Raw genomic sequence first — 25,082 nt, forward strand, 5'->3', positions numbered from 1 at the left:
AGGGTGGCTCAACGAATGGGGCGTGGCATGGTACAATGGAGGCAGCACGCTAGGAGGGACAACATGGCCAAAGAAAAACTACTGCTGATCGACGGTAGCTCGATCGCGTTTCGGGCGTTTTATGCACTGTACAACCAGCTCGACCGCTTCACCAACAGTGAGGGGCTCCACACTAACGCCGTGTTCGCGTTCAATAATATGCTCGACAGCATCGTGGCCCAGGAAAAACCGGACCGCATCTTGGTCGCGTTCGATAAGAGCGGCGGCACGTTTCGCACGAAGATGTTCGACGACTATAAGGGCAACCGTGACAATGCCCCCTCGGAGCTGCTCGAGCAGCTCCCGTTGATCCATGAGATGATCGCGGATCACGGCATGGCCCACTACGCGTTGCAGGACTACGAGGCCGATGACATCATCGGGACCCTGGCCAAGCAAGCTGAGGCAGCCGGGATGGTCACGACGATCGTGACCGGGGACCGCGACCTGACGCAGCTGGCCACTGACCAGGTCACGGTACAGGTGACCAAAAAAGGGGTGGCGGAGCTTGAAGCCTACACCCCCGACTACATGAAGGCCAAGCTGGGGATCACGCCCCGACAGCTGATCGATGTCAAGGCGCTGATGGGCGACGCTTCGGATAACTACCCAGGCGTGACCAAGGTGGGGGAAAAAACCGCGTTGAAGCTGGTCACGACTTATGGTGACCTCGAGACGCTGTACGCACAGGTCGACGAGATGAAGCCGAGCAAGATGAAGGACAACCTGATCAACGACCGGGACAACGCATTCATGAGCCAGCGGCTCGCCACGATCTTGCAGGACGCGCCGATCACCATTGGGCTGGCCGACATCCGCTACACCGGGCCGGACATCGAGGCGCTACGGGCCCTGTACACTCGCCTGGATATGCGTCAGGCGCTGGCGAAGCTACCGGGCGCGACGGTGGTCGATGAGCGACCAGTGCACTATCAGGTCTTGGATGAGGCGGGCCTTGACCAGCTACCGGCGGCCCCAGGGCCGGTCGCCTTTGAACTTGAGATGCTGACGGAGAACTATCACACCGCGGAGATGATCGGGTTTTTCATCGGCACCGCGACGACGACCTTCGTCTCAAGCGACGTCACGCTACTGACGACGCCGCAACTCAGCGCGTGGTTGGCGGCCCATACGCTGAGCGTCTTTGATGCTAAGCGCAACCTGGTGGCGGCCGAGCGCCTAGGCGTGGCGTTGCCGCAGATCGACTTCGACGTGCTGCTGGCCTCGTACCTTCTGAATCCGGACCAAAACAGTAACGACTTTGGGCAGATCGCTCAGGATCACGACTATGCACTGCCGTTCGACGTCGATGTCTACGGGAAGGGCGCCAAGCTCAAGGTGCCGGAAGACGACGCCTTGTTCAGCCACTTCGCCCGTAAGGCCCAGGCAATCCTGACGTTACGCCCACACCTGCGAGACGACCTGGCCGCGCAAGGGGAGTCAGCCCTATTCGATGACCTTGAGCTGCCACTGGCCAAGGTGCTGGCGCGCATGGAGATCGCCGGCATCGCCTTGGATCAGCAGAAGTTGCAGACGCTGGGGGATGAGTGGACCACCACGATGCATGTCTTGGAGGAGAAGATCTATGGCGAGGCGGGCCTGAAGTTCAACCTCAACTCGCCTAAGCAGCTGGGTGAAGTGCTGTTCGACAAGCTTCAACTGCCGGTGATCAAGAAGACCAAGACGGGGTACTCGACCAGCGTCGATGTGCTCGAGCAGCTGACTGACGCGAACCCGATCGTGCAGGATATCCTGGATTACCGCACGGTGGCCAAGTTGCAATCGACGTATGTCGCAGGGCTGATCAAGGCGGTCCTGCCGGATCACAAGATCCACACGCGCTACTTGCAGACACTGACGCAGACTGGGCGCCTGTCTTCGGTCGATCCGAATATGCAAAATATCCCGGCGCGCGGCAACGGTAAGCAGGTGCGCCAGGCTTTCATTCCGTCGCAGCTGGGCTGGCAGATCTTCTCCAGCGACTACTCGCAGATCGAGCTGCGCGTACTGGCGCACATCTCTGGGGATGCCAACATGCAAGCCGCGTTCCGCGCCGACCGGGATATCCACGCGAACACCGCGATGAAGATCTTCGGTCTGACCGCGGCGGACCAGGTGACCCCGGACATGCGGCGTCAGGCCAAGGCGGTCAATTTTGGGATCGTCTACGGGATCAGCGACTTTGGCCTGGCCAAGAACATCGGGATCACGCGTAAGCAGGCCAAGGCCTTCATCGACGGCTACTTCGAGCAGTACCCGCAGGTCCATGACTTCATGGCGCGGATGGTCGCCATCGCCCGTGAGCAAGGGTATGTCGAGACGCTGTTCCACCGGCGCCGGTACCTGAGTCAGATCCACTCGCGGAACTTCAATCTGCGTCAGTTCGCAGAGCGGACGGCCATGAACACGCCGATCCAGGGCAGCGCCGCGGATATCATCAAGATCGCGATGGTGCGGATGCAGGCGATGCTGGATGAACACCACTTGAAGTCGCGGATGCTCTTGCAGGTCCACGATGAACTGATCTTCGAAGGTCCGGCCGACGAGATGGCGCAGCTGGCGACACTCGTGCCGAAGGTGATGGACGCTGCGGTGAGCCTCGACGTGCCGCTGAAGGTTGAGAGCCACTACGGCAAGACCTGGTTCGACGCGAAGTAACGGTGACGCAGACCGAGCGCTTGCGCTCGGTTTTTGCGTGAAAGGAGCCACTATGCCAGAATTACCAGAAGTTGAAAACGTTCGACGCGGGCTGAGCGGGCTGGTCGCTGGCCGAACGATCCAGGCCGTCGACACCGACTGGGAGAAGATCTTGGTCGGTGGGCAGGCGACGTTTGCCAAAACCCTGGCGCACGCGACGATCACGGCGATCGACCGGCGCGGCAAGTACCTGCTGTTTCGCTTCGATAACGCAATCACGATGGTGTCGCACCTGCGGATGGAGGGCAAATATCAGCTCGTCCCTGACGCAGCAGTGCCGCGGCACCGCTTCGTCCATGTCGCGTTCACGTTCACCGACGGGAGCCAGTTGCGCTATCATGACATGCGGAAGTTCGGCCGCATGGCCTTGGTCCCAACTGGGACGGAGATGAAGACGGTCGCCGGACTTGCGTCGATCGGGCCGGAACCCACCGAGGCGGACTTTGACCCCGATGCTTTTTACCGCGAATTGCAGCGGCACAAGCAGGCGATCAAGTCGGTGATCCTCGATCAGCACGTCGTGGCGGGCGTCGGTAACATCTACGCAGACGAAACGCTCTGGCTCAGCCACCTCAACCCAGAGCAGCCCGCGTGCACCCTGACGCGCCAAGAGGCCAAGACCCTGCGAGACAACATCATTGCGGAGTTGGCCACGGCGACCACTGCGGGCGGCACCAGTGTGCACTCCTTCGTCGATGCAACGGGGCAGCGCGGCGCTTTTCAGACGCAGCTACACGTGTACGACCGCGAAGGGACGCCGTGTGATCGGTGCCAGACGACGATCGTCAAGATCAAGGTCGGCCAGCGCGGGACGCACTACTGCCCGCACTGCCAGCCATTAAGAAAGCGGCGGATCAAATGACTTATCTGTTAGGTTTGACTGGTGGGATCGCGACCGGCAAAAGTACGGTCGCGGCCGTGTTCCGTAACCTGGGCTGCCCGGTGGTCGACGCGGACGTGATCGCGCGGGCGATCGTTGAACCGGGTCAGCCGGCCTTGGCGGCGATCGCTGCGGCGTTTGGCCCTGCGATGCTGCGCCCGGACGGCACTCTGGACCGCAAGCGCCTCGGCGACCTGGTGTTCAATGACCCGGCGAAGCTTGCCGAGCTCAACGCGATCGACTATCCGTACTTGCGGGCGGCGATCAACGATGCCTTGGCGGCGGCCAAGGCGACTGGGGCGGCGGTCGTGGTCGGCGAGATCCCGCTGCTGTACGAAACGCACTACGAGGCCAGCTTCGACGGGGTCGCGGTGGTCACCCTGCCGCCGCACCTTCAGCTAGCGCGGCTGATGGCGCGTGATGGCTTGACGGTGTCTGCGGCCCAAGCGCGGATCGCGGCGCAGATGCCACTGGCTGATAAGATCGCGCGGGCCGACTTCCTGATCGACAACTCACAGGGTCGCGCCGTGCGCGAGGCGCAGGTCCAGTCGCTGCTGGCGCACTTGCGTACCCTGCAGTCCTGAGGGCCGCAATCGGTTGCAAGGGCGGTCGCTGGCTGTTACAATCACTGCTGGCACACTAAATCTGGTGTGTTATAATAAAGTATCAACTACTAAGAGGGTGGCCTTTTGCAATGCCCACATTGTCATCATAACAGTTCTCGCGTTGTCGACTCGCGCCCCACAGACGGTGGCCGAGCGATCCGCCGCCGCCGTGAATGCGAAAACTGCGGGTTTCGCTTCACGACTTTCGAGCGCGTCGAGCAGACGCCACTGTTGGTCATCAAGAAGAACGGGACACGCGAGGAATTCAACCGCGAGAAGATTCTTAAGGGGCTGATCCGTGCGGCAGAGAAGCGGCCGGTCACGATGGAGCAGATGCAGGGGATCGTCGAATCCGTGGAGAACAAACTGCGCGCGATCGGCGAGAACGAGGTCTCCAGCCAGGCGATCGGCGAGCACGTGATGGCCCTGCTGGCCGATGTCGATGACGTTGCCTACATCCGCTTCGCAAGCGTCTACCGTCAGTTCAAGGATATGTCCGTGTTCATGCAGGAGCTGAAGGACATGATGGATAAAGAGAAAAACAAACAATAGTCGCGCGTTGGGCGCCAAAAAGGGCTTGGCCGAGCGCCAGGTCCTTTTTGGACGCCGCGTGACGGAAAGGAACAGCTGATGAACCGACCCAAGAGCTTCATGGCGCAAGATGACTACATCGTCACTCAGGCGACCTACTTCAGCGATCACGACCAGGATGTGGCGATCTGCCTCTACCAGCCATTGATCGGCCCGACCGCGCTGGCGCTGTACCTGAGCCTTTGGCGTGAAGCCAACCGCGCACCGGCCTTAACGGATCGCAAGAAGCAGACCCACTTGCTCGACCTGCTCGGTGTCGGGGTCGACGCCCTGTTTGATGCACGCGTCAGACTAGAGGCACTCGGGTTGCTCCAGACCTACACGACCACCGATGCGCTGGGCCGCTATTACGCGTATGAGCTGCACCGGCCGGTCGAACCGGACGCGTTTTTCAACGATGCGACACTTGGGATGCTGCTGTACGACCGGGTGGGGGCGAGTCGCTACCACGAGCTGGTCGACCAGTACACGCTACACAATGTCCACAACTCAACCTGGGCGAACGTCAGCGCCAGCCTGCTAGACGTCTTTGCACTCAGCCACGTGCTGCCAGAGCCTGCTGTCACGGCGGCGAACCAGACGGTGCAACAAAAGCCTGCGCCGGCGGTCAGCCTCGGAGCCGGCGACGGCTACGACTGGGCGTTGCTCGCCCAGCTACTGGTGCGCACGCACCTCAAAGACGGGGAGTTGAACCGGCACCAGGCGGCCCTGTACCAGATCGCGAAGTTCTACGGGCTGGGCCCGACCGCTTTTGCCCGCCTGATCGAGCAAGGGATCGACTTTGCGACGGGGCAGTTAGATGTCGCACAAGTCCGGCGGTTTGCCGAGCAGACCTACACGACCAAGCCCCCGCACCTGGTGACGACCCCGGCGGCCGATAAGCCGAAAGACGCCCCGACCGCGGGCAAGCTCTCCGCGCGCGAGCAACAGCTGCTTGCGGACGCGGCGACCACGCCGGTACGCGAGTTCCTGGAAGCGACCAAGAAGGCGAAGAATCCGAACATGTATGCGGCGACCAACGAGATCGCCGCGGTGCGTAAGCTGGTGCAGCGTCAGGTGCTTCCGGATGCGACCGTCAACGTCCTGATCGACTACATCCTGCAGACCAACGACAGTGTGAACCAGGCGTATCTCGATGCGATCGTGAACCGCTGGCTCAAGGCCGGCGTGACCACCCCGACCAGCGCCTTGGCGGAGATCCACGCGTTCACTGAGCGCAAGCCGCGCACGACGCGCCGCAACTCGCGGCCGAGCCGCCAGGAGAAGACACCGGCGTGGATGCAACAAGATTACCAACCGGAGACGAAGCCGGTCAGTGCGGCGGAGCAGCATGACATCCAGGCGGGCCTTGCCGCCCTGAAAGCCCTTGAAGACAACGGAGGTGACCCCTCATGAAGCCGATGAAAGATGAACTCGCCAAGGTGATGGACCGACGCCGGTTGAGCGATGAGTACCAGGCGATGATGCAACAGGCGGTCGCGGATCCAGACGTTCAGACGTTCTTGCGCGCTAGCGCTGACCAGCTGGCCCCGGACGCGGTCACGCGCAGCGCGGCGAAGATCTACGAATTCGTCACCGCACGCGACCGGCTCCACGCTGGCACCCCCCTGATCGCGCCGGGGTACGCCCCGCAGCTGGTGGTTTCCAACCGCCTGATCGACATCACCTATGTGCCGACCGCTGAGAAGCTAGCGCAAGACGCGCAGGCAGACCGCGCGGCGCTGGTCACCTCGATCAACATGCCCAAGGCGATCGTCAACGCCCACCTCGATGGCTACGACGCGACGGACCGAGCGGCTGCTTTGAACGCAGCGATTCAGTTCACCGTTGCGGTGGCTAAGGCCCCGCATGACTTCCACAAAGGGCTCTACCTGACGGGGCCGTTTGGGGTCGGCAAGACCTACCTGTTAGGTGCGATCGCCAACGACTTGGCGACCCGCAACGTCGCGTCGACACTGGTGCATTTTCCGACCTTCGCCGTGGAGATGAAAGCGGCGATCGGGGATAAGACCGTGCTCCCGAAGCTCGACCGCATCAAGAAGGCCCCGGTGCTGATGCTCGACGATATCGGTGCGGAGAGCCTGAGCCCATGGATCCGTGACGATGTGCTCGGCATCATCCTGCAATACCGCATGCAAGAGGAGCTGCCGACGCTGTTTTCGTCCAACAAGACGATGGCCGAGCTGACGGAGTTTCTCGCCGGGGTCGACGTCGGCAATAACGAGGGCCTCAAGGCCCAGCGGATCATGGAACGCGTGCGTTTTCTCGCTCGTGAGCTCGCGATCGGTGGGCGTGACCGACGCAACGGGTGATCGTCGCGGTGTCGCGTTGCGTAGACAAGCGTCGACGGTTCGATAACTTTTTTGCGGCAAAATGCTTGCGCCGTCGAGGTGGCTGTGGTTTAATCTAGGTATCGAAGACGAAAGCAATAAGGACCATGTTTCACCAGAGAGCCTCGACCGTGGCTGAAAGTCGAGCATGACCTGATCCGCACCACTTTCCGAGAGTGCCCCCTTGGGGGCCGGCTTGCGGCGTTACACGCAGCATGAGAGGAAAGCAGTGCTTTCAAGTCGGGTGGAACCGCGAGGAATCGTCCCGGATGTCAGAAATGGCATTCGGGGCGATTTTTCGTTATTGCGCTTCGGCAGACTAATAAAGGAGACGACAATATGTCTATCAAGATCACTTTCCCAGATCAGAGTGTCAAAGAATTCGAGGTGGGCGTCACCGTCATCAACGTGGCGAAGTCCATCTCGACGTCCTTAGCCAAAAAGGCGGTCGCCGGCAAAGTCGACGGGGCCTTCGTGGGTCTCGAGACGGCGCTGATCCAAGACGGCGCACTGGAGATCGTCACCAAGGATACCGAAGACGGGTTGGCCGTCCTGCGTGAGACCGGGGCCTTCATCATGGCCGCCGCGATCAAAGCGCTGCACCCGGAAGTGCGGTTGGGCCAAGGGGCGACCCAAGACGATGGGTTCTTCTACGACACCGACCGTGACGACGGCCAGCTGACCGTCGATCAGCTGCCGGCCATCGCCGACAAGATGGCCGCGCTGGTCAAGGCGGCGCCTGCGATCGAGGCCGTCAGCATGAGCAAGGCGGACGCTTTGGCCTACTTCAAGGCGGAGCCGTACAAGCTGCAGCTGATTGAGGCGTTGGCCGGAGACACCGTGGCCGGCTTCAAGATGGGCGACTTCTTCGACTTCGAAGAGACCGTGTTGCTGCCGAACCTCAAGGACTTGAAGCACTTCGCCCTGCTGTCCGTTGCCGGCGCATATTGGGAAGGCAAGTCGTCCAACCCGATGCTTCAGCGGATCTACGCGACGGCCTACTACAAGGCCGCAGACCTTGAAGACGACGCCAAGCGCCGCCAAGAGGCTAAGGAGCGCGACCACCGTAACATCGGGCGTGACCTGGATCTGTTCTTCGTTGATCCCAAGGTCGGCGCCGGCCTGCCGTACTGGATGCCCAATGGCGCGACGATCCGCCGCGTGATCGAGCGTTACGTGATCGACAAGGAACTGGCGGACGGCTACGAGCACGTCTACACGCCGATCCTGGCCAACCTGGATCTGTACAAGACCTCCGGCCACTGGGACCACTACCGCGAAGACATGTTCCCACCGATGGACATGGGCGACGGCGAGCTGCTCGAGCTGCGGCCGATGAACTGCCCGTCACATATCCAGGTCTACAAGCACCACATCCGCTCTTACCGCGAACTGCCGTTGCGCATCGCGGAGCTGGGCATGATGCACCGCTACGAGAAGTCTGGGGCGTTGTCTGGCCTGCAGCGCGTGCGCGAAATGACGCTGAACGATGGCCACACGTTCGTCGCGCTGGATCAGATCCAAGAAGAATTCAAGAAGATCCTGCGGTTGATCATGGATGTCTACGAAGACTTCAACATCAACGACTACACGTTCCGTCTGTCCTACCGCGACCCACAGAACACCGAGAAGTACTTCGACGATGAAGAGATGTGGACCCGTAGCCAGACGATGCTCAAAGGGGCGATGGACGATCTGGGCCTCGATTACTACGAAGCCGAAGGGGAAGCCGCGTTCTACGGCCCGAAGCTGGACATCCAGACGAAGACGGCCCTGGGCAACGAAGAGACGATGTCCACGATCCAGCTGGACTTCATGCTGCCTGAGCGCTTCGAGCTCACCTATGTCGGCAACGACGGGCAGGAGCACCGGCCGGTGATGATCCATCGTGGGGTCGTCGGCACCATGGAGCGCTTCATCGCATATCTGACGGAGATCTACAAGGGTGCCTTCCCGACCTGGTTGGCCCCGACGCAGATCGCGATCATCCCGGTCTCCGACAAGCACCTGGATTACGCGACCGAGCTGAAGACCAAGCTGCTCAAGGCTGGCTTGCGGCCGCAGGTGGATAGCCGCAACGAAAAGATGGGCTATAAGATCCGCGAGGCCCAGACCAACAAGATCCCGTACACTGTCGTGGTGGGGGATGATGAATTGGCGAGCGCCAGCGTGTCGGTGCGCAAGTACGGCCAGCCGGATAGCGAAGAGATGCCGGCCAACATGTTCGTCGAAGCCGTTGAGGCGGAGGTCAAGAACTACTCCCGTGACGGCAAGCACAAGCGCGGGGAACTCGGCAAGGCGCTCGACTGACTCGCACCGGGTAAAGGGTCATCGGTGCGCGGACCTGAAGTTTTCCGTTGACTTTTGACGCCCGGCTGGCTATACTAGTACACGTTGAGAAAACAAGCAGAAGTTCCCGCTTCTCACCTATGCCTCTGGCCGCTGGGTTGATAGTTCGGTTATATAACGACGCGGCGGGGCTCATAGTGGGCTCTTCCGCGTTCTTGTTTTTTCGCCAAAATTCTTCGGAGGTGAACTGCCATAGCAAGAGATATGATGGTCAACGATGGGATCCGTTCCCGTGAAGTTCGACTGATTTCCCAGACTGGTGAACAGCTCGGGGTCAAAAGTACCCACGAGGCATTGGAGTTAGCTGCTTCGGTGAACTTGGACTTGGTTCTGGTTTCGCCAACCGCTAAGCCGCCAGTTGCCCGGATCATGGATTACGGGAAGTTCCGCTTCGAACTGCAAAAAAAGCAGCGTGAAGCGCGCAAGAAGCAAAAAACCATCAGCATCAAGGAGATCCGCCTGAGCCCGACCATCGGCGAGGCAGACTTCAACACCCGGTTGAAAAATGCGACCAAGTTCCTCGAAAAGGGGGACAAGGTCAAGGTGTCCGTCCGGTTCCGTGGCCGGGCGATCACCCACAAGGACCTCGGGCAAAAGGTCCTCGAACAGATGGCTGAAGCTGTTAAGGAGCTGGCCACTGTTGAAGCCCGACCAAAGATGGACGGGCGGAGCATGTTCATGATGCTCGCACCAAAGGCTGACAAGAAATAGTCAGCGACTAAGTCATTAGGAGGAATTATCGTCATGCCAAAATTCAAGACACACCGTGCCTCTGCCAAGCGTTTCAAGAAGACCGCTAGTGGTGCTTTGAAGCGGGGCCACGCTTACACCAGCCACCGTTTCCACGGTAAGACCAAGAAGCAACGTCGTCAACTGCGCAAGTCAGGCTTGGTATCCCACTCAGATATGCGCCGGATCCGCCAGATGCTCAGCCAAGTGAAGTAAGTTTTCATTGGCCCGTTTTCGTTTAATTATTTGAGGAGGAATTACTAATGCCACGTGTTAAAGGTGGAACCGTTACTCGCAAACGTCGTAAGAAGGTCCTGAAGCTCGCCAAGGGTTACCGTGGGGCCAAGCACTTGCTGTTCAAGGCAGCGAATGCGCAGGTCATGGTGTCCTATCGCTACGCTTTCCGCGATCGTCGTGCTAAGAAGCGCAACTTCCGCTCCCTGTGGATCGCCCGCATCAACGCCGCCGCTCGTCTGAACGACATTTCTTACAGCAAGTTGATGCACGGCTTGAAGGTCGCAAACATCGACATGAACCGTAAGATGTTGGCCGACATCGCGATCTCCGACCCAGCCGGCTTCACGGCCCTGGCCGAGACCGCTAAGAAGGCCCTCGCCTAAGACTTAGTCCTAAAAAGCCGCGCTTGTGCGCGGCTTTTTTTGTGTCCGGATCTGTCGATCAGCAACTCGGTCCTTGTTGGTGCGCGCCGATCCCAGCAGATCGGCGCTGGCACGGCGCGTGATCAGCTGGTTTGTGCTTGCGCGTTCCGGCTGAAAGACGCCTCGTCAGCGCCAGGACGCCGCTTGTCACAGTCCCTGGTGGGTTCGGAGGTCAAGCGCGCCACATCACCGCGAGCAACAGGACGCACAGGGCGACGGAGCAGCCGATGAGGATCGAGCGGCCACGGCGCTTCATGGGGATCAAGTGTAAGATGATCCCGGTCTGAATGATGATCAAGACGATGGCCGTTGCGGCCGCATTGAATGGACTCATAGGCCCTCCTAGCGTAGTGAATGCAGTGTGAGTGTGGTGGTCCGGTCAAAGTCCCGTGTTGGGCCCAGCATGAACGGGCCGTTGGTCGGGCGCAAGCCGACGGCGACATGCGGATGCCCTAAGATCCCGTTGAAGCAGTTGGTCGCATCGACCTCAGGGAAGGTGGTCACGGTCAAGCCTTGCGCATCGGTCTCTAGGCTCACCGCCCAGTCCTTGGCGATTAGCCGGGCCGTTGTCGCCTCGCTGATCAACGGGCGGTCGACGGGGAGGGCGACCGGTTCGGCGTCGAGGCGCAGCTTCTGGGTCATCACCGTCTGTGCTGGATCGCCGGTGAGGACTAACGGCAGGTTGATCAGCGGGCGACACGCGATGACGGCGTCTGACGTCACGTGCCAGTCGATCGTCCAGTGGTTGTCGTTGTCGAGCGTATGGAGCACCTCGATGTGCCGGCTCCCGGGCTGGCCGTCCATGCCGTCGGCTAGGTCCAGTGTCAGTCGGATCTGAACGTGCTGGTCGTCTTGGCGCGTCTCCGCGTGCCAGTTCCAGTTCTGCCAACCGGTGCGCCCGGAGTTGGCCGGCAAGGCGCCCTGTTCGCCGAACACGGGCCCGATCGTGGCGCCGAATAAGCCGGGTTCCTCGATGTAATCCTGAAACGTGATGTAGCCGAGGGTCAGGTTGGGGTTGTGGCCCGCCTTGTTCGGCAGGCGCATCCGGGAGACTCGGGCGCCGAAGGTCAGGAAGCTCAGGCTCATCCCGCGGTCATTCTCTAACGTGTACTGTGTGATCACGTCATCGCGCAACCGGACGAATACCATAGAATCAATCTTCAACTGTAACCGCTTCCTTTCATATCTGTTATAAGCGTACCGAATTCCGGGTGAAGAATCAACGAATTTTCGCCTGGTCGCGGGGTTTTTCTGGTAGGCTAATAGAGGAGGTGACACCATGCGTGCATTCTTACATAAACTCTACTGGCTCCTGACCCTCGGCTTCGCGCTCGCCCTCGGTTATGCGTTCGTCGGTCGGGCATGGCTCCCAGCCACATTCAAGGGGCACTTGGACCTCGCGGCATTCGTGCTGATCGCCGGGTGGACGGTGCTCAATGCCGTGCTTCTGTACCGCCGACACTTTCGCTACCGCGACTTGCAGATGGAAGCGGTCGACGCCATGGCCGGTGAAGACTTCGAGCACTTCTGCGCGTACCTGTTGAAGCGCAACGGGTTCAAGCACATCAAGGTCACCCGTTTCGCCGGTGATCAGGGGATCGATATCATTGCGACCAAGAAGAAGCGGACGGTCGGCTTCCAGTGCAAACGCTATACGGGCTTCGTCGGTAACAAGGCGGTGCAGGAGGTCTGGACCGGGCATAATTTCTACAAGTTGGACGAGGCGGCGGTGATCACGAATTCCGAGTTCAGTGACGCGGCCAAGGAGCTGGCTGAGGACCTCGGGGTGCTTCTGATCGATCGACCGCACCTGCGCCGCCTGATGCGGCGGCTCCCAAGCTGATCAGTTGAGGACCAAGGCACCATCGCGCAGTTGGACCCCGAAGGCCGGGCGGACCGGCGCATCCTCGAGGTAGACGTAGCGCAACCGCAAGTCCGGTCGGTCCAGCAGGATCGCCAGTTCCCAGAGTTTGTGCGGGTGGCCGCCGGCTTGGGGGTGTAGGATCAGCCGGGGTTCTTCCAGCACCTCATCTAGGGTCAAGCGGGCGATCGCTCGGCGGCCATCGCGCGTGGCCATCTGCACCGGCGTGTTTTGGTTGTAGTCGCTCAACAGAGCGAGCAGGTCGATCACGCGCATGGGCGACGGGCTCCTTTCGGTGGTGAGGCTTCCTCCGTATTGTAGCGCATCGACGCGCCAGGCGGAAGGCCGGCGCCAAGCCCGCGGCGGCGCGAATTCCATAAGTTTTCCTAAGGCCAGGTGTTGCCACCGGGCCTTTTGCGTATAATGATTAGGACAGAATTGGCTAGTCAAAAGGCTAATCATACGGATAAGGTGGAGAAGATTATGACGGAAGTGGTTATCCTCAGTGCAGCGCGGACGCCGATCGGCAAACTCGGCGGCGCGCTGAGCAGCTTGTCAGCAGTCGAGTTGGGGACCGTGGCCGCCCAAGCCGCGATCGAACGCGCGGGGCTGGCGCCGTCGCGTGTCGATCAGGCGATCTTCGGTAACGTCCTGCAGGCGAATTCCGGGCAGAACGTCGCGCGGCAGATCGCGCTCAAGAGTGGCCTGGCGCCAGCGAGCACCGCAATGACGATCAACGAGGTCTGCGGCTCGGGGCTCAAGGCTGTGCGCCTGGGCCAAAGCGCGATCCTGCTCGGCGACGCCGATGTCGTGTTGGTCGGCGGCACAGAAAGCATGAGTCAGGCCCCGTTTTACGCCCCGAGCGCGCGGTTTGGTCATAAGTTCGGCAACGTTGAGTTCATCGATGGGTTGTACCGTGACGGACTGTCCGATGCCTTCACCGGTCTGCCGATGGGGATCACCGCGGAGAACGTCGCGGAGCAGTTCAGTGTGAGCCGTGAGGTCCAGGACCGGTTCGCGCTCGCATCTCACCAAAAGGCCGTTGCGGCGGCCGCGGCTGGCCGGTTCGACGCCGAGATCGTGCCGGTCACGGTGACCACTCGCCGCGGACCGGTGACGGTCACTGCAGATGAAGGACCACGGGCGGACACGAGCCTGGCGAAGCTCGCCGGGTTACGGGCCGCCTTCAAAGACGGCGGGACCGTCACGGCGGGCAATGCGAGCGGGATCAACGATGGGGCCGCGGCGCTGATCCTGATGCGTAAGGACCTAGCCGACGCTGAGGGCCTGCCATACTTGGCGACGATTGCGGGTTACAATGAGGGTGGGATCGATCCGAACTTCATGGGTTACGCCCCGAAGCGCGTGATCGAAAAGCTACTACGGCGTACTGGCAGTGCCATGACCGATATCGACCTGGTGGAGATCAACGAGGCCTTCGCCGCTCAAAGCGTGGCGGTGGCCTCCGAGCTGGAGTTGCCGGAAGCCAAGCTCAACGTCAACGGCGGTGCGATCGCCTTAGGCCACCCGCTGGGCGCCAGCGGCGCGCGCGTGCTGACGACGTTGCTGTATACGTTGCAGCAGACCAATCAGCATCAAGGCATCGCGGCGCTGTGCGTCGGCGGTGGCATCGGCGTTGCGATGCAGGTCAGCCGGTGAAATTCTACCAGATGAGTGCCGCGGCGCGGCGCGCAGCGCTGGTCGAAAGCGGCGCACTGACTGCGGCAGACGCGGCCGTCCTCGCGGCGGCGCCGGGCCTGACGCCGGCCGTGGCTGATAGCCTGATCGAGAACCAGCTGGGCCAGTTCACGCTGCCGCTGGGGCTCGCGCGCGACTTGCGCGTCAACGGGCGGGTGTATCAGGTGCCGATGGTGACCGAAGAACCATCTGTGATCGCAGCGGCCTCTAACGGGGCCCGGCTCGCGGCGCTCAGCGGCGGCGTGCACGTTGAGACGCGCCCTCACCGGGTCACCGGAGAGGTGGTCTTCGATGGTGTGGCCGATCGAACCGCCGCCGCGGCGCTGATCACCGCGCGCATGGCTGACCTGCAGGCCGTCGCCGCTGCCGCTCACCCGTCGATCGTGCGCCGCGGTGGGGGGCTTGAGACGGTCACGGTCAGCACCCCAGGGCGTTTTTTGAAGCTCAGTTTGCAGGTGGACCCGCAGGCGGCAATGGGGGCTAACATCGTCAACACCATCGCTGAGGCGGTCGCCGCGGCGGTCGGGCAATGGCTGGGTCAGCCCGCGTTGGTCGCGATCCTGACCAATGCGAGCCCGCAGGTGACCACCGCGACCGTGACCTTGACGGCCGCCACGCTGGCGACCCGTGACGTCGATGGCGAGACGATCGCCGCGCGGATCGGCGCCTTGAGCGACCTGGCCGAATGTGACGTGGACCGCGCCGTGACACACAACAAAGGGATCATGAACGGGATCGACGCCGCGGTACTCGCGTCCGGCAACGACACACGGGCCGTTGAAGCGGGCGCCCAAGCGTATGCTGCCCATACCGGGATTTACCGGCCGCTGGCAGTCTGGCGGCAGACGACCCAAGGCGACCTCACCGGGACGCTGCGACTGCCCCTGCAAGTGGGCGTGGTCGGCGGTGCGATCAGCGCGTTGCCGCTGGCCCAGGTGACCAAGCGCTTGGGTGGGTACACTGATGTGGCGACCCTTCAGGCGGTCCTGGCTGCATTGGGGCTAGTGCAGAACCTGGCGGCCTTGCGCGCGCTGGCCGGCCCTGGGATCCAGGCGGGGCACATGGCGCTTCAGGCGCGGTCGCTGGCGATCGCAGCCGGGGCACGGGACACAGAGATCGCGGCCGTGGCGGCCCGGCTTCAGGCGGTCCCCAAAGACTTGGCGCACGCTCAGGCCATTGTGGCCGAATTACGAAAGGATGATGCACAGTGACGATCGGGATCGATCAGATCGGACTTTACACCCCGAATTGGTACATCGACCTGCGCGAGCTTGCGCGGGCACGCGGCGATGAGCCGGATAAATACACCATCGGTATCGGCCAGGACCAGCAGGCCGTCGCCCCCAGCAGCCAAGACATCGTGACGATGGCGGCCGCAGCAGCGCGCGAGCTGACGATCGATACGACGAAGCTGGGCCTAATCGTGGTCGGGACGGAATCGGGCATCGATGCGAGCAAGGCGTCCGCGTTGTATGTTCAGCGCCTGTTGGGACTCCATCCGTGGGTACGTGCGCTTGAGATCAAAGAGGCTTGTTATGGTGGCACTGCGGGGCTGATGATGGCGCGCGATTATGTGGCGACGCATCCCGGGCAGCAGGCACTGGTGATCGCCAGCGACATCGCGCGCTACGGGCTGGCGACCGGCGGGGAAGTCACCCAAGGCGCCGGCGCAGTCGCGATGCTGGTGACTGAAGCACCGCGCGTGCTGGCCTTGGCTGACGATTCGGTCTACTATGCTGAAGAGATCATGGACTTTTGGCGGCCGGTGTACCAAGACACCGCACTGGCGCGTGGCAAGTACTCCACGGAACAGTACCTGGCCTTCTTCAAACGCGTCTGGGCCCAATACCAACGCCAGTCTGGGCGCACGGTCGCGGATTTTGACGCGCTCTGCTTCCACCTGCCATACACGAAGATGGGCCTCAAGGCGCTACGGTTGGCTCTACCGGCGGCTTCGGCAGTCCAGCAGGCTGAGTTGACCGCACGGTTCGAGCGCAGTATTCAGTACAGTCGGCGCATCGGCAACATCTACACCGGCTCCCTGTACCTGGGGTTGTTGTCGCTACTTGAGCTGGATGACACGCTGACCCCTGGCGCGCGCATCGGGTTGTTCTCCTATGGCTCGGGCGCGGTCGGCGAATTTTTCAGCGGGACGCTGGTTGAGGGGTTCACGGCGCACCTGCATCGCGCCGACCATGCCGCGTTGCTGGACGCCCGTACGCGCCTGAGCATCCCGGACTACGAGACGCTGTTCCGCGACAAGGTGCCTTATGGCCCAGCAGATTATAGCAGTGATCCGGCCTTCTTTGCGGGCCCGTTCGTCCTGACCGGCGTCAGCGGCCAAGAGCGGCAGTACCGCACGAACTGAGCGTGAGGCGCGGGAGCGGTCCGGTTGCGTGGCGCGACGGCAGGCATCGTCGGTTGGATCTGCTGCGCAGATCGGTCTGGCTCGCGCAGGCGCGACCAGGCAGGCGTTACCGGGTTGGCGGCAGTCTGGTCGGTGACCATGAGGTTTGATCACAAAGCGCGCGGGGACGAGGGTAACCTGGTCCCCGCGCGCTTTGACGTCCCTGAATTCACAAGCACATCATTACCCTGGCGGTGCGTCAGCGTGCTATGGTCGAGGTAATAATGAAAGTGGTTTCGGTACTTGTTTTTAATTAGTGATGAGCTATAATGAGACTTGTAAAAAGTAAGCAAATACGGAGGGATCAACCATGGCAAAGCTCAATGCATCAGACGCGATGCTCAAGGTCATCGAAAGCTGGGGCGTCAAGAATATCTACGGGTTACCGGGCGGGTCGTTCGACTCGACCATGAACGCACTTCACAACCGGCGTGAGACGCTCAATTATATCCAGGTCCGGCACGAGGAGGTCGGGGCCTTAGCCGCGGTCGGCGAGGCGAAGATCACCGGCAAGATCGGCGTGACCTTCGGTTCGGCCGGACCTGGGGCCGTCCACCTGCTCAACGGTTTGTATGATGCCCAGTACGATGGAGTGCCGGTGCTGGCGTTGGTCGGCCAGGTCCCGACGAGCGCGATGAACACCAGCTACTTCCAAGAGATGAACGAGAACCCAATGTTCGCGGATGTCTCCGTGTACAACCGCACTGCGATGACCGCTGAGCAACTGCCGAGCGTGGTCGACGAAGCGATCCGCCAAGCATACGCCAAGCGTGGGGTGGCCGTGGTCACGATCCCGAAGGACCTCGGGTGGCAGCCGATCGAGGACAACTATGTTTCCAGCGCGCCGCTGTACCAGAAGCCGCTGTTACCAGCCCCGTACCCGGCGCAGATCGAAGACGCTTGGGCGATCATGGCGGCGGCCAAACATCCGTTGATCTACATCGGACTCGGTGCGCGCGGTGCTGGTCAGGAAGTGCTGGCGCTGAGTGATATGCTCCAAGCGCCGATCCTGAGCTCCGCCCCAGCCAAGGGGATCGTGCCAGACAGCGCCCCGGCTTATATGGGGTCGGCAGGCCGCGTCGCCTCTAAGCCGGGGGTCGAGGTCGCCGGGTCGGCGGACGCTGTGCTGATGCTCGGGACCGACATGCCGTTCCAGGCGTACTTCATTGCGCCAGACGCGAAGTACATCCAGGTCGATATCGACGGGACCAAGTTTGGGCGCCGCCACACGGTCGATCTGGCGATCATGGCGGATGTCAAAAAGACCGTTGATGAGTTGCTCGAACGCGGTGAGCAGCAGCCGGAGACGGGCTGGTACCGTGCGGCGTTGCGCAACAAGGCGAACTGGGTCGAGTGGATCCAGAGCTTTGAAGCCGACGACAGTACACCGCTGCGGGTCGAGCCGGTCTTCAAGGCAATCAACGACGCCGCAACGCCGGATGCGATCTTCCAGGTCGATGTCGGCAACGTGACGATCAACGGGATGCGTTACCTGAAGATCGATCAGGCGCAGCGGTTCACGACCAGCGGCTGGTATGCGACGATGGGCTATGCGCTGCCCGCGGCGATCGGGGCGCAGGCGGAGTTCCCGCACCGCCAGGTCTGGTCGATCTCCGGTGACGGGGGCTACGCGATGGTGATGCAAGACATCTTGACGCAGGTCAAGTACCGCATGCCGATCATCAACGTGATCTTGACCAACGAGAGCCTAGGCTTCATCGAAGCCGAACAAGATGACACGCGTCAGCCGCACTCTGGGGTCGATCTGATCGACGCCGACTACGGGACGGCGGCACAGGCGCTTGGGGCGACCGGGTTTGAGGTTCGGACCTTAGACGAGTTGCACGCGGCGTTCGCCCAGGCCAAAGACGCGCAGGGCCCAGTCGTGATCGACGTCAAGATCTCCGACTTGCGCCCACTACCGGTCGAACAGCTGGTTTTGGATCGTGAGACGCAAGACCCGGCGGCGGTCGATGCCTTTGTCGCCAAGTATTCGGCGCAGCACCTGATCCCGTTCCGCCAACTATTGGCAGAAGAAGAGGCCTGAGCCTCAAAAAAGCGCCGCTAGCGGCGCTTTTTTGATGGTCGAGCGCACGACGCTGGTCGGCCCAAGGCGTCTAACCCGAACCCCTGGCCGCCTCTGGCGCTGGCAGGCGCCTGCCGGTCGGGCTTGGATTTGGCACCGGCTCAGGTTTTGGGGTAGAATAGGGCCACGCCGGCTGGACCGGCAGAATGGAGGATGCGAATGACACGAACTGCATTGATCTTGGAGGGTGGCGCACTGCGCGGGCAGTACACCGCAGGGGTGCTGGATACGTTCATGGCCCACCAACAGTTTTTTGACCTCGTCGTCGGCGTGTCCGCCGGCGCCCTGTGTGGGACGAACTATATCTCCCAGCAACCGGGCCGCACAGACCGCATCAACGTGATGTACCGCCACGATAAGAACTACATCTCTCTGCGCCGCGCGCTGCGGCGGCAGGATATTATCAACTTAGATTACCTCTTCGCGCCCCACGGCGACACGTGGGAGGATTTTGATGAAGCGACATACGCGGCCAGCCCGATGCGGTTCGTGATCACTGCGACGAGCCTGAGCCTGGGGCGGGCGATCTACTTCACCCATCCGACCGGGGCCGCGCTGGTGGGCGCACTGAAGGCGTCCAGCGCGATGCCGTTCATCTCGGCCCCAGCCCAGACCACCCGCGGCTTGTGCCTTGATGGTGGGATCGTGGATTCGATCCCGTTCCACTACGCCTTGGGTGCGGGGGTCGACCGGATCGTTGTGATCCGCACGCGCGAGCGCACTTACCGCAAGCACCAGACCGGGGCCGTCCTGGCGCGTGCCTACGCGCGTGCATTTGCCCCATATCCAGACTTCGTGCAGGCTGCGATCGCCCGCCCGACGATGTATAACCGCCAGGCCGACGAGTTAGTCGATTTGGAAAACGCGGGGCGGCTCTTCGTGATCGCGCCGCAGCAACCGGTGAATGTGTCGCGCTTGGAAGGCGACACGACCAAGTTGCAGGCGCTATATGAAACCGGTCGGCGCGAAGCGACCGCCTTGCTGCCGGCAATGCAGGCGTACTTGCAAGGGTGATGACACCAAAAACGGCAGCCCTAGGGCTGCCGTTTTTGGGTGGGTCAAAACCCCGCTTTGATGTAACCGGCGGCGGCCAGCTTCTTGCGTAACTGGAGCACAGCCGTATAGGTCGCCAGCAGGTAGACTTGTGTCTCGGGGACCTGTTTGACCGCCTCGATCACGTCTCCGAGGTCGGGCTTGACGATCAAGTCGGCCTCGGAGACGCCGGCGACTTGCATGCGGAAGGCGACGTCTTGGTAGCGCTCGCCGCCGACCATGAACGTCTGAGCCTGGGGGCTGGCGACGATCGCCTCTAGGTTCCCATCCCAGATCCAGCTGGTGTCGGTCCCATCGGCGTAATTCGCGTTCAGCAGCATCGCAAAGGCGAATGGGTCCGGCTGGCGTTGGATCATGCTGAGCACTTCGTTGAGCCCGACTGGGTTTTTGACCAGGATCAGGGTCACGTGCTTGCCGGCGATCTCGATCTGCTCCTGACGGCCGAAGACCTTCTCGTCGTAGCTGAAAGCCGTCTCGATCTGGGCGGGCGTGATACCGAACTCGGCGCCGACCGTGTAGGCTGCTAAGGCGTTGTAGATGTTGTAGGTCCCGCCCACTGAGAGCTGGTAGGGGTGATTGTCGATGGCGAAGCTGGAGCGCGTCGGGGTCTGAGCGGCGACGGCGGTCACCGCGTTAGCCAGCGCAGGGCGCTTGAAGCCGCAGTTGGGGCAGAAGAAGTCGCCCAGGTTGGCATAGGTGATCCCGTGATAGTGTAGGATGTGCTCGCAGACAGGGCAGAGCACGCCATCGGTGTTCGGTGGGGCGACCTGGTCGGTGCCGGCGGTCTCAGTGAGTGCGAACCCGTAATAGCGCCAGCGGTTCGGCAGCTCGCGCGCGCTGAAGATCGGGGCGTCACCGTTGGCGATCACCACGGCATCGGGGTTGGCCCGCACCCCCTTGAGGATCTTCTCGTAGGTGGTATAGAACTCCCCGTAACGGTCCATCTGGTCACGGAAGATGTTGGTCATCACGAACGCCCGCGGGTGCAGCGCGGCGCTGACTGGGGCAACGTTGGCCTCGTCGACTTCAAGGACGGCGATCGGGCGCTTGGCGCCGCGCACGGGCTTGTGGGCGAGAAAGGCAGTGATGATCCCTTGCATCATGTTGGACCCAGTCGGGTTGGTCAACACGTCATCGTATTGCTGCGCCAAGACTTTGACGACGAGGTTCGTCGTCAGCGTCTTGCCGTTGGTGCCGGTGATCACGATGGTCTCGCGGCCTTGCCCCAGTGCGGTCAACACGTCGGGGTCAATGCGCGCCGCGAGTTTGCCCGGGAGTGAGCTGCCGCCGTTGCGGAAGGTGTGCAGGTACCAGTAGCTGAAGCGGCCGACGGCGATCGCCAGGCGCGCTTTGAGTGAAATTGTCATCCTGATTCGTCCTCTCATTGTGTCGATTCATTCTACCATATTTCACGCGGGCCCGCGGGCGGAATGGTGACGCGATGGCCCGCGCCCGGTCTGTTTTTTCGGGGCAGAGTCTAGTATACTGGAAAGGGTATTTTCAAAACGCGTGACAAAGGAGTGCTTCGCTTGGCCCAATTATTTTTTCGCTACGGCGCAATGAATTCCGGCAAGTCCATTGAGATCCTGAAGGTCGCCCATAACTACGAGGAGCAGCACAAACAGGTGATCATCCTGACGTCGGCGCTCGACGACCGTTCCGGCGTCGGAGTGGTCGCCAGCCGTATCGGCATGGAACGCCCCGCCCACCCGATCGAAGGGGACACCGACGTCTTCGCCTTGGTGCAAGCACTCAACCCGCAGGCGGCGTGCGTGCTGATCGACGAGGCGCAGTTCATGCAGACGCACCACGTGTTCGAATGCGCGCGGGTGGTCGATGAGCTGCACATCCCGGTGATGGCGTTCGGCTTGAAGAACGATTTCAAAAACGACTTGTTCGAAGGCTCCAAGGCGCTGCTTTTGTACGCGGATAAGATCGAAGAGATGAAGACGATCTGCTGGTTCTGCGCCAAAAAGGCGATCATGAACCTGCGTGTGCACGACGGCAAGCCGGTCTACGCCGGCGAGCAGATCCAGATCGGCGGCAACGAGTCCTACTTCCCGGTCTGTCGGCACCACTACTATTACCCGCCGCAGACCCTGCGCGCATGAACTCGGATTTGAGGAGGAACTATGGACAAGATTTTTGAACAGTTAGACGGCTTGCTGGACCGCTACGACGAGTTGCAGGAGCTGATGTCTGATCCGGCAGTGATCCAGGACACGAAGCGTTACCTGGCGCTGTCCAAGGAAGAAGGCGGGATGCGCGAAGTCGTCGCCGCCTACAAGCAGTACAAGCAGGTCCGCTCAGACATCGACGAGGCGACGGAGATGATGCGCGACAGCCACGATCCGGAGATGGTCGAACTCGCCAAGGAAGACCTGGCGAGCCTGCGTCCGGAGCAGGTGCAGCTGGAGGACCAGATCAAGTTGCTGATGCTGCCGAAGGACCCGAATGACGATAAGAACATCATCATGGAGATCCGCGGGGCGGCCGGTGGGGATGAAGCCAGCATCTTTGCCGCCGACCTGCTGACCATGTACATGAAGTACGCCGAAAAGCAGGGCTGGACCACCGAGATCATCGATGAGAACCCGACCGAGGTGGGCGGTTACAAGGAAGTTTCCGTCTTGATCACCGGTGAGTCGGTCTACTCCAAGCTCAAATACGAAAACGGCGCCCACCGCGTGCAGCGCGTGCCAGCGACTGAATCGGCGGGGCGGGTGCATACCAGCACCGCGACAGTCGGGATCATGCCGGAGTACGACGAGGTCGAACTCGACTTGGACCCGAAGGATATCCGCACCGATGTGTACCGGTCCAGCGGGGCGGGTGGTCAGCACATCAACAAGACCTCCAGTGCGGTACGCATGACGCACTTGCCGACGGGGATCGTGGTGACGATGCAGGATCAGCGCTCCCAGCAGCAGAACCGCGAGAAGGCGATGCAGATCCTGCGGAGCCGTGTTTACGACTATTATGAGAGTCAAAACGCCTCGGATTACGCGGAGAAGCGCAAGACGGCGATCGGCTCCGGGGATCGCTCCGAGCGGATCCGCACGTACAACTACCCCCAAAACCGGGTGACCGACCACCGGATCGGCCTGACGCTGAACAAGCTGGACCGGATCATGAACGGGGAGCTTGAAGATATCGTCGACGCCTTGATCTTGCAAGACCAGACCACGAAGCTGGAACAGATCAATGGGTAAGACTTATGCAGAGGCGCTCCGCGGGGCGTCTCGTTTGCTTACTGACGCCGGGATCGACCCAGACGGCGCGCGCTACGTGCTGGAGGTGCGCGCCGGGTTCACCCCGAGCCAGCTACGCCTGCACGACCGCGACCCGCTGCCGCCAGCGCAGGCCGCGCAGTTTGCCGCGGATGTCCAGCGCCTGCTGGCCAACGAGCCGCCGCAGTACATCGTCGGTCGGGCGCCGTTTTACGGCGAGTGGTTTGGCGTCACGCCAGATGTGCTGATCCCGCGGTTTGAGACCGAGGAGTTGGTCGCTTGGGTCTTGGCCGACCAGCAAGGCGCTGCCAGCGGGCTGGACGTCGGTACCGGCAGTGGTGCGATCGGCGTCACGCTGAGTCGGCGGCTCGCCGCAGCGATGACACTGAGCGATGTGTCCCCGGCGGCGCTGGCGGTCGCCGAAGCCAACGCCAAGGCGCTCGGGGCATCGGTGCACCTGGTCGTCAGTGACCTGTTCGCGGCACTGCCGGGGCGCTACGACTTCATCGTGGCGAACTTGCCGTATATCAGCCGGGCTGAGGTCGCGGTGATGGACGCGAGCACGCTGGCGTTCGAGCCGGACCTGGCGCTGTTTGCTGAACATGACGGACTGGCGCTGTTCGAGCGGTTCATCCAGGCGGCGCCGGCGCACCTGACGCCAGGCGGGCGGATCTACCTGGAGTATGGCTACCACCAAGTGCCGGCGCTCACCGCGCTGTTCAAGGCGGTGGTCCCACAGGCGCAAGTTGAGTTTCGCCGCGACATGGCCGGGCACCCCCGAATGGTGCGTCTGAGTTTTGCGTAAAAGAGGAGAGAAGCATGGAAACCAAATTGTTTGATCGAGACACGGTGGCCACGGCGGCGCAGCTGATCGCCGCCGGGGAGGTCGTTGCGTTTCCGACCGAGACCGTGTACGGCCTGGGCGCGGACGCGACGGACCCCCAAGCGGCCCTCAAGGTCTACGCCGCTAAGCACCGGCCGGCGGACAACCCGCTGATTGTGACGGTCGCCGACCCGGCGATGGTCGCGCGGTTTGCCACGATCACGCCGGCGGCACAGCAGCTGATGGACCAGTTCTGGCCGGGCCCCTTGACGATCATCTTGCCGGTCCTGCCAGGCCGGCTGTCCAAGGTCGTCACCGGGGGACTGGATACCGCGGCCTTTCGGATGCCGGCCAACGCATTGACCCGAGAGATGATCCGGTTGGCGGACCGACCGATCGTTGGCCCGTCGGCGAACCTGTCAGGCAAGCCGAGCGGGACGCGGCCGGAGCACGTCTTGCATGACTTCGACGGGGCGATCGCGGGGATCTTGGCGGATGGTCCGACGCAGGTGGGGGTCGAATCGACGGTGATCGATATGACCGTGCAGCCCCCCGCGATCCTGCGCCCGGGGGAAGTGACCCCGGAGATGCTCGAGCCGTTGGTCGGTGAAGTGGCGACCGATCACCATAAGGTCGGCGCCAAGGAGACCCCGAAGGCACCGGGGATGAAATACAAACATTACGCGCCGACTGCGCAGGTCGTGATCGTTGACCACCCAGCCGACTGGCCGCAGGCGCTCAAGTGGGCGGCCGCACGCCAGCAGCCGTTCGGCGTGCTGGCGACCGATCCGGTGCTCATGACCTTGCCGGCGGCCGTGCCGACATACAGCCTGGGGGCAGATCTACCGGCTGCCGCCCGGAACCTGTTTGCAGGCCTGCGGTGGTTCGATCTGCACCCGACGGTCACCCTGATCCTCGCCGAGGCATTCGCACCGACAGGCCTTGGCGTCGCTTACATGAACCGGTTATTAAAATCCGCTGGGAACGAACATTTTAACCCTGACGAGAATTGAACGTTCTGATATACTGAAGCCAACCGAATAGG

General features: G+C 61.8%; 24 protein-coding genes. 20 read left to right on the forward strand and 4 right to left on the reverse strand.

All coding sequences use genetic code 11. From position 1 onward, the window contains the following. Positions 1–63: 63 nt before the first annotated feature. From polA to rplT, 10 genes are all read left to right on the forward strand, one after another. Entirely contained in the window at positions 64–2,697 is a 2,634-nt protein-coding gene (polA, locus tag HII33_RS07385; RefSeq protein WP_179395167.1) for a DNA polymerase I, read from the forward strand. A gap of 52 nt (positions 2,698–2,749) precedes the next feature. Next, complete coding sequence (gene mutM / locus HII33_RS07390) at positions 2,750–3,598, forward strand: bifunctional DNA-formamidopyrimidine glycosylase/DNA-(apurinic or apyrimidinic site) lyase (RefSeq protein WP_179395168.1); 849 nt, start codon at positions 2,750–2,752, stop codon at positions 3,596–3,598. Beyond that, positions 3,595–4,200, forward strand: a complete 606-nt coding sequence (gene coaE, locus HII33_RS07395; RefSeq protein ID WP_179395169.1) for a dephospho-CoA kinase — start codon at positions 3,595–3,597, stop codon at positions 4,198–4,200. The genes mutM and coaE overlap by 4 nt, the downstream gene beginning before the upstream one ends. A gap of 105 nt (positions 4,201–4,305) precedes the next feature. Then, positions 4,306–4,773 (forward strand): transcriptional regulator NrdR, encoded by a 468-nt coding sequence (gene nrdR, locus HII33_RS07400; RefSeq protein WP_179395170.1) that lies wholly within the window; start codon positions 4,306–4,308, stop codon positions 4,771–4,773. 78 nt (positions 4,774–4,851) lie between these two features. Then, positions 4,852–6,207 carry a replication initiation and membrane attachment family protein gene (locus HII33_RS07405; protein WP_179395171.1) on the forward strand — a complete coding sequence of 452 codons (1,356 nt, stop codon included), beginning with the start codon at positions 4,852–4,854 and terminating at the stop codon, positions 6,205–6,207. Beyond that, complete coding sequence (gene dnaI / locus HII33_RS07410) at positions 6,204–7,124, forward strand: primosomal protein DnaI (RefSeq protein ID WP_179395172.1); 921 nt, start codon at positions 6,204–6,206, stop codon at positions 7,122–7,124. The genes HII33_RS07405 and dnaI overlap by 4 nt, the downstream gene beginning before the upstream one ends. Positions 7,125–7,481: 357 nt before the next feature. After that, the gene (thrS, locus tag HII33_RS07415) at positions 7,482–9,452 is read left to right on the forward strand and encodes a threonine--tRNA ligase (protein ID WP_179395173.1); all 1,971 of its coding nucleotides are present in this window, start codon (positions 7,482–7,484) and stop codon (positions 9,450–9,452) included. A gap of 243 nt (positions 9,453–9,695) precedes the next feature. Beyond that, positions 9,696–10,202: a translation initiation factor IF-3 gene (infC, locus tag HII33_RS07420; protein ID WP_179395174.1), complete on the forward strand. Its 507-nt coding sequence runs from the start codon at positions 9,696–9,698 to the stop codon at positions 10,200–10,202. Between the two features lie 33 nt (positions 10,203–10,235). Next, positions 10,236–10,436, forward strand: a complete 201-nt coding sequence (gene rpmI / locus HII33_RS07425; RefSeq protein ID WP_179395175.1) for a 50S ribosomal protein L35 — start codon at positions 10,236–10,238, stop codon at positions 10,434–10,436. 47 nt (positions 10,437–10,483) lie between these two features. Next, entirely contained in the window at positions 10,484–10,840 is a 357-nt protein-coding gene (rplT, locus tag HII33_RS07430; RefSeq protein WP_179395176.1) for a 50S ribosomal protein L20, read from the forward strand. A gap of 211 nt (positions 10,841–11,051) precedes the next feature. On the opposite strand, the gene HII33_RS07435 is transcribed toward rplT, so the two are convergent. Further along, the gene (locus HII33_RS07435) at positions 11,052–11,213 is read right to left on the reverse strand and encodes a hypothetical protein (protein WP_179395177.1); all 162 of its coding nucleotides are present in this window, start codon (positions 11,211–11,213) and stop codon (positions 11,052–11,054) included. Between the two features lie 8 nt (positions 11,214–11,221). Further along, entirely contained in the window at positions 11,222–12,043 is an 822-nt protein-coding gene (locus HII33_RS07440; RefSeq protein ID WP_179395178.1) for an aldose epimerase family protein, read from the reverse strand. Positions 12,044–12,158: 115 nt separating this feature from the next. Between HII33_RS07440 and HII33_RS07445 the strand changes: the two genes are divergently transcribed. After that, on the forward strand, positions 12,159–12,722 hold the full coding sequence (locus HII33_RS07445) for a restriction endonuclease (RefSeq protein ID WP_179395179.1): 564 nt from the start codon (positions 12,159–12,161) through the stop codon (positions 12,720–12,722). Here the strand turns inward: HII33_RS07445 and HII33_RS07450 are convergent, their stop codons facing one another. Next, on the reverse strand, positions 12,723–13,016 hold the full coding sequence (locus HII33_RS07450; RefSeq protein ID WP_179395180.1) for a hypothetical protein: 294 nt from the start codon (positions 13,014–13,016) through the stop codon (positions 12,723–12,725). It abuts the gene before it with no gap. Between the two features lie 207 nt (positions 13,017–13,223). On the opposite strand from HII33_RS07450, the gene HII33_RS07455 reads away from it, so the two are divergent. The 5 genes from HII33_RS07455 (at position 13,224) to HII33_RS07475 (ending at position 19,945) form a co-directional block, all read left to right on the forward strand. Then, positions 13,224–14,399, forward strand: coding sequence for an acetyl-CoA C-acetyltransferase (locus HII33_RS07455; protein ID WP_179395181.1), 1,176 nt, complete (start codon positions 13,224–13,226; stop codon positions 14,397–14,399). Then, positions 14,396–15,649: a hydroxymethylglutaryl-CoA reductase, degradative gene (locus HII33_RS07460; RefSeq protein ID WP_179395182.1), complete on the forward strand. Its 1,254-nt coding sequence runs from the start codon at positions 14,396–14,398 to the stop codon at positions 15,647–15,649. Before HII33_RS07455 ends, HII33_RS07460 begins: the two co-directional genes overlap by 4 nt. Then, positions 15,646–16,806, forward strand: a complete 1,161-nt coding sequence (locus HII33_RS07465; protein ID WP_179395183.1) for a hydroxymethylglutaryl-CoA synthase — start codon at positions 15,646–15,648, stop codon at positions 16,804–16,806. The genes HII33_RS07460 and HII33_RS07465 overlap by 4 nt, the downstream gene beginning before the upstream one ends. A 349-nt stretch (positions 16,807–17,155) precedes the next feature. Next, positions 17,156–18,892 carry a pyruvate oxidase gene (gene spxB, locus HII33_RS07470; RefSeq protein ID WP_179395184.1) on the forward strand — a complete coding sequence of 579 codons (1,737 nt, stop codon included), beginning with the start codon at positions 17,156–17,158 and terminating at the stop codon, positions 18,890–18,892. Positions 18,893–19,090: 198 nt separating this feature from the next. After that, positions 19,091–19,945 carry a patatin-like phospholipase family protein gene (locus HII33_RS07475; protein ID WP_179395185.1) on the forward strand — a complete coding sequence of 285 codons (855 nt, stop codon included), beginning with the start codon at positions 19,091–19,093 and terminating at the stop codon, positions 19,943–19,945. A 44-nt stretch (positions 19,946–19,989) separates the two neighbouring features. Here HII33_RS07475 and HII33_RS07480 read toward each other — a convergent pair whose 3' ends face one another. Next, positions 19,990–21,351 carry a Mur ligase family protein gene (locus HII33_RS07480; RefSeq protein ID WP_179395186.1) on the reverse strand — a complete coding sequence of 454 codons (1,362 nt, stop codon included), beginning with the start codon at positions 21,349–21,351 and terminating at the stop codon, positions 19,990–19,992. Positions 21,352–21,513: 162 nt separating this feature from the next. Between HII33_RS07480 and HII33_RS07485 the strand changes: the two genes are divergently transcribed. From HII33_RS07485 to HII33_RS07500, 4 genes are read left to right on the forward strand one after another with little or no spacing between them, the layout of a single operon-like run. Further along, positions 21,514–22,095, forward strand: a complete 582-nt coding sequence (locus tag HII33_RS07485) for a thymidine kinase (RefSeq protein WP_179395187.1) — start codon at positions 21,514–21,516, stop codon at positions 22,093–22,095. 21 nt (positions 22,096–22,116) lie between these two features. After that, positions 22,117–23,196 carry a peptide chain release factor 1 gene (gene prfA / locus HII33_RS07490; protein ID WP_179395188.1) on the forward strand — a complete coding sequence of 360 codons (1,080 nt, stop codon included), beginning with the start codon at positions 22,117–22,119 and terminating at the stop codon, positions 23,194–23,196. Beyond that, the gene (gene prmC / locus HII33_RS07495; protein WP_179395189.1) at positions 23,189–24,019 is read left to right on the forward strand and encodes a peptide chain release factor N(5)-glutamine methyltransferase; all 831 of its coding nucleotides are present in this window, start codon (positions 23,189–23,191) and stop codon (positions 24,017–24,019) included. Before prfA ends, prmC begins: the two co-directional genes overlap by 8 nt. A 14-nt stretch (positions 24,020–24,033) precedes the next feature. Further along, on the forward strand, positions 24,034–25,050 hold the full coding sequence (locus HII33_RS07500) for an L-threonylcarbamoyladenylate synthase (protein WP_179395190.1): 1,017 nt from the start codon (positions 24,034–24,036) through the stop codon (positions 25,048–25,050). Positions 25,051–25,082 lie beyond the last annotated feature (32 nt).

This window comes from Lacticaseibacillus absianus (genome assembly GCF_013407595.1).
GTDB lineage: Bacteria > Bacillota > Bacilli > Lactobacillales > Lactobacillaceae > Lacticaseibacillus > Lacticaseibacillus absianus.

Excerpts from the sequence above, each read along its gene's own strand:
- polA (WP_179395167.1), top strand. The coding sequence starts at position 64 with ATGGCCAAAGAAAAACTACTGCTGATCGACGGTAGCTCGATCGCGTTT.
- mutM (WP_179395168.1), top strand. The coding sequence starts at position 2,750 with ATGCCAGAATTACCAGAAGTTGAAAACGTTCGACGCGGGCTGAGCGGG.
- coaE (WP_179395169.1), top strand. The coding sequence starts at position 3,595 with ATGACTTATCTGTTAGGTTTGACTGGTGGGATCGCGACCGGCAAAAGT.
- HII33_RS07405 (WP_179395171.1), top strand. The coding sequence starts at position 4,852 with ATGAACCGACCCAAGAGCTTCATGGCGCAAGATGACTACATCGTCACT.
- dnaI (WP_179395172.1), top strand. The coding sequence starts at position 6,204 with ATGAAGCCGATGAAAGATGAACTCGCCAAGGTGATGGACCGACGCCGG.
- thrS (WP_179395173.1), top strand. The coding sequence starts at position 7,482 with ATGTCTATCAAGATCACTTTCCCAGATCAGAGTGTCAAAGAATTCGAG.
- infC (WP_179395174.1), top strand. The coding sequence starts at position 9,696 with ATGATGGTCAACGATGGGATCCGTTCCCGTGAAGTTCGACTGATTTCC.
- rpmI (WP_179395175.1), top strand. The coding sequence starts at position 10,236 with ATGCCAAAATTCAAGACACACCGTGCCTCTGCCAAGCGTTTCAAGAAG.
- rplT (WP_179395176.1), top strand. The coding sequence starts at position 10,484 with ATGCCACGTGTTAAAGGTGGAACCGTTACTCGCAAACGTCGTAAGAAG.
- HII33_RS07435 (WP_179395177.1), bottom strand. The coding sequence starts at position 11,213 with ATGAGTCCATTCAATGCGGCCGCAACGGCCATCGTCTTGATCATCATT.
- HII33_RS07445 (WP_179395179.1), top strand. The coding sequence starts at position 12,159 with ATGCGTGCATTCTTACATAAACTCTACTGGCTCCTGACCCTCGGCTTC.
- HII33_RS07450 (WP_179395180.1), bottom strand. The coding sequence starts at position 13,016 with ATGCGCGTGATCGACCTGCTCGCTCTGTTGAGCGACTACAACCAAAAC.
- HII33_RS07455 (WP_179395181.1), top strand. The coding sequence starts at position 13,224 with ATGACGGAAGTGGTTATCCTCAGTGCAGCGCGGACGCCGATCGGCAAA.
- spxB (WP_179395184.1), top strand. The coding sequence starts at position 17,156 with ATGGCAAAGCTCAATGCATCAGACGCGATGCTCAAGGTCATCGAAAGC.
- HII33_RS07475 (WP_179395185.1), top strand. The coding sequence starts at position 19,091 with ATGACACGAACTGCATTGATCTTGGAGGGTGGCGCACTGCGCGGGCAG.
- HII33_RS07480 (WP_179395186.1), bottom strand. The coding sequence starts at position 21,351 with ATGACAATTTCACTCAAAGCGCGCCTGGCGATCGCCGTCGGCCGCTTC.
- prfA (WP_179395188.1), top strand. The coding sequence starts at position 22,117 with ATGGACAAGATTTTTGAACAGTTAGACGGCTTGCTGGACCGCTACGAC.
- prmC (WP_179395189.1), top strand. The coding sequence starts at position 23,189 with ATGGGTAAGACTTATGCAGAGGCGCTCCGCGGGGCGTCTCGTTTGCTT.
- HII33_RS07500 (WP_179395190.1), top strand. The coding sequence starts at position 24,034 with ATGGAAACCAAATTGTTTGATCGAGACACGGTGGCCACGGCGGCGCAG.